Here is a 3,282-nt window from a genome sequence, read left to right as displayed (position 1 = left end):
CGGCGAGGCCGTGCGCGAAGACGGTCACCGGCTCACCGATGCCGGTGACGAGCTGCTCCACCTGTACGCGCAGCATCACCCACTGCGCCGGCTACCGGGCCGCCGCCGTCGCCGAAGCCACGTCGCTGGCCTCGATCGGCATCGACGCCGAGCCGGACGAGCCGCTGCCGGACGGCGTGGGCGAGCTGGTCACGCTGGCCGAGGAGCGCACCCTGCTGGCCCGGCTCGCAGCCGCCGACCCGGGCGTCAGCTGGGACCGGTTGCTGTTCAGCGCCAAGGAGTCGATCTTCAAGGCGTGGTATCCGCTGACCCGCCGGGAGCTGGACTTCACCGAGGCGCGGTTGGACATCGACCCGCCGGCCGGCACGTTCACCGCCGGCATCCTCATCGACGGGACCCGGATCGACGGCGGCCCGCCGCTCACCGAGCTGCGCGGCCGCTGGCTCGCCGCGGACGACGTGCTGTGCACCGCGGTCGTCGTGTGCAACTGAGCAGCTGGTCTCGGTTGGACGCGCCGAAATCGCTCTACCCTCGGCTCGACCAGGTGTGCCCCCGTATCGTCCCGAGAGGATCTCGATGTCCGCAGCACAATACCCGCAGATACTCGATGCCTTGACCGAGTACGTCGCCACCCGGTTGCTCGGCCCGGAGAACGCCGCCGATCTGACCAGCACCACACCGCTGCTCGAACTCGGTGTGCTCAACTCGATCGAGACGGCCCGGCTGGTCGCCTACATCCGGGCGACGTTCGGAGTCCGGCTGTCCCCCGCGACCATGACCGCGACGAACTTCCGTGACCTGGAAACGATCGCCGGGCTCGTGGCCGGGACCCCGGTCGCGGCCGGCGCGCACGACTGAGCGGCGCGGCCGATGACCCAGCACCCGCACCCGATGCTGCTGTCCACTCTGGTCCGGGACGCGGCGCGCCGCACCCCGGACGCCCCCGCGGTACGCGACGGGGACACCACCGTCACCTACGCGCAACTGGACACCCTGGCCGACGGATACGCGCACGCGCTGGCCGGGCACGGTGTCGGCCCGGGCGACCGGGTGGTCCTCTGGACCGCGAAGAGCATCGGCACCGTCGCCGTGATGCAGGCCGTGCTGCGGCTCGGGGCCGTCTACGTCCCGGTGACGCCGTCCAACCCCGGCGCCCGGGTGCAGCGCATCGCCGACGGCTGCGCCGCGAAACTGGTGATCGCCGACGAGCCGCTGCCCGGCGACCCGCGCAGCGTGCGCCTGGCCGCACTGCCCCTGCCGGCGGACCCGCCGCCACCGGACGTCGCATCGGCGGCGCCCGGCGACTGCGCGTTCATCCTCTACACCTCCGGCTCCACCGGCGAGCCGAAGGGCGTCAGCATCAGTCACCGCAACGCGCTGGCCTTCGTCTGCTGGGCCGCGGACGAGACCGCCCTGAGCCCCGCCGACCGCCTCGCCAACCACGCGCCCTTCAACTTCGACCTGTCGGTGTTCGACCTGTACGGCGCGTTCCACGCGGGCGCCTGCGTCGACCTGTTACCGGCCACGCTCGCGTTCGCCCCGGAGGCGCTCACCCGGTTCCTGGTCGAGCGCGACATCACGGTGTGGTACTCGGTGCCCTCGGCCCTGCAGCTGATGGCCACCGACGGCGGGCTGCTCGAGCGCGATCCGCCCCCGGCGCTACGGGTGTGCGTCTTCGCCGGTGAGCCGTTCCCGATCGCCGACGTGCGGCGCCTGCGCGCCGCCTGGCCCGGGGTCCGGCTGTTCAACTGGTACGGGCCGACCGAGACGAACGTGTGCACCTCCTACGAGGTGACCGACCGGGACCTCACCCGGACCCGGCCGCTGCCGATCGGGACCGCCAGCAGCGGTGACCGGGTCTGGCTGGACCCGCCCGGCCAGGACACCGGCGAGATCGTGGTGGACGGCCCGACGGTCATGCTCGGCTACTGGGGTCAGCAACCGCACCGCGGGCCGTACCGCACCGGCGACCTCGGCCGGCTCGGACCGGACGGCGACCTGGAATACGTCGGCCGGCTCGACCACATGGTCAAGGTGCGGGGCAACCGGGTCGAGCCGAGCGAGATCGAGGCCGTGCTGACCGCCCATCCCGCGGTGGGCGCGGTCGCCGTCGTCGTGCTCGGCACCGGGCTCGACAGCCGGATCCACGCCGCGATCGTCCCCGCCGGCGAGACCGGGCCCACCCTGCTCGGGATCAAGGCGCACTGCGCGAAACACCTGCCCACCTACATGGTGGTCGACAAGATCCGGCTGGTCACGGCGCTGCCCCGCACCCCCAACGGCAAAGTCGACCGTACGGCGGTCGCCGCCCTGTGCGAGACCTCCCCGGCTCCCGTGCCGACGTTCAGCTGAAGTCCGCTACCCCCGCTTCGGCGGGGGTGGCCGCCCAGCCCGCCGCGGCGAGCCCGGAGACCACGGGATCAGCCGCGGCGGGCGGCACCATCAGCCGCACCACCAGCCCACCGTCCGGCGCGAGAGTCACGGCTGCCTGGTCCGCGGTGACGCCGTACGGCGCGGCCGCCCGCAGCAGCCGCCCCAGACCGCCCGGGTCCCGGGCCAGTGCCACTCGCAGCGCTACACGGTCGTCGGACGGCCGGCTGCGGACCACGCCGTCGGCGCCGCGCGCCAGCAGGTCGGTGACCGTCCGCAGAGCCTGGGGGTGGCCATCCACCCCCGGCCCGGCCAGCACCTCGACCGCGTCCAGCAGCCGGGTCAGGTCAGCACGGACGTCGCGGAGCACACTCGCGACCGCCGTCGCGTTCGACCGGACGATGTCGGTCCACAGCGCCGAGTCGCCGGCCGCGATCCGGGTGACGTCGCGGGCGCCCTGGCCCACCATCGTCGCGGTGCCGGCCGGCCCGTCGCCCAGCCGGGCCGCGGTGAGGCTGGCCATCAGGTGCGGGACGTGCGAGGTCAGCGCCACCATCGCGTCGTGTGCGCGGCTGTCCAGCCGCACCGGCACGGCGCCGCAGAGATCGACCAGCGCGGTGGCGCTCGCCAGCGCCGCGTCGCCGGTGCGCTCGGTCGGGCTGAGCACCCAGGTCTTGCCGGTGAACAGCTCGGCGGTGGCCGCCAGCGGGCCGGACCGCTCCCGGCCGGCCATCGGGTGCCCGCCGACGTACGACGCCGGGTCCGGTGCCAGCCGCAGGACGTGCCGCTCCGGCTCGCCCTTCACCCCGGCCACGTCGGTGTAGGCGTACGCCGAACGACGCTGCTGGGCGTCGCGCAGCACCGGGCCGACCTGGGCCGGCGGCACCGCGACCAGCGCGAGATCGACCGGCG

General features: G+C 74.1%; 4 protein-coding genes. 3 read left to right on the top strand and 1 reads right to left on the bottom strand.

The annotated features are described in order from the left end of the window. The 3 genes from AB0F81_RS50880 to AB0F81_RS50870 form a co-directional block, all read left to right on the top strand. A partial coding sequence (locus AB0F81_RS50880) for a 4'-phosphopantetheinyl transferase superfamily protein (protein WP_360211635.1) occupies positions 1 to 491 on the top strand: 491 nt, incomplete at its 5' end. A 121-nt stretch (positions 492 to 612) separates the two neighbouring features. After that, positions 613 to 858: an acyl carrier protein gene (locus tag AB0F81_RS50875; RefSeq protein WP_360211633.1), complete on the top strand. Its 246-nt coding sequence runs from the start codon at positions 613 to 615 to the stop codon at positions 856 to 858. Positions 859 to 870: 12 nt separating this feature from the next. Beyond that, positions 871 to 2,352, top strand: coding sequence for an amino acid adenylation domain-containing protein (locus AB0F81_RS50870; RefSeq protein ID WP_360211631.1), 1,482 nt, complete (start codon positions 871 to 873; stop codon positions 2,350 to 2,352). Here AB0F81_RS50870 and AB0F81_RS50865 read toward each other — a convergent pair. Beyond that, positions 2,345 to 3,282: prephenate dehydrogenase/arogenate dehydrogenase family protein (locus AB0F81_RS50865; RefSeq protein WP_360211629.1), on the bottom strand; the 938-nt coding region annotated here is incomplete at its 5' end. The two genes, AB0F81_RS50870 and AB0F81_RS50865, sit on opposite strands and share 8 nt — an antisense overlap.

The organism is Actinoplanes sp. NPDC024001 (assembly GCF_040638955.1).
Classification (GTDB): domain Bacteria; phylum Actinomycetota; class Actinomycetes; order Mycobacteriales; family Micromonosporaceae; genus Actinoplanes.
This window is presented reverse-complemented; position numbering and strand designations above follow the sequence as displayed.

Bases quoted from the DNA above. Each gene is read 5' to 3' on its own strand.
- AB0F81_RS50870 (WP_360211631.1), top strand. From the start codon at position 871: ATGACCCAGCACCCGCACCCGATGCTGCTGTCCACTCTGGTCCGGGAC.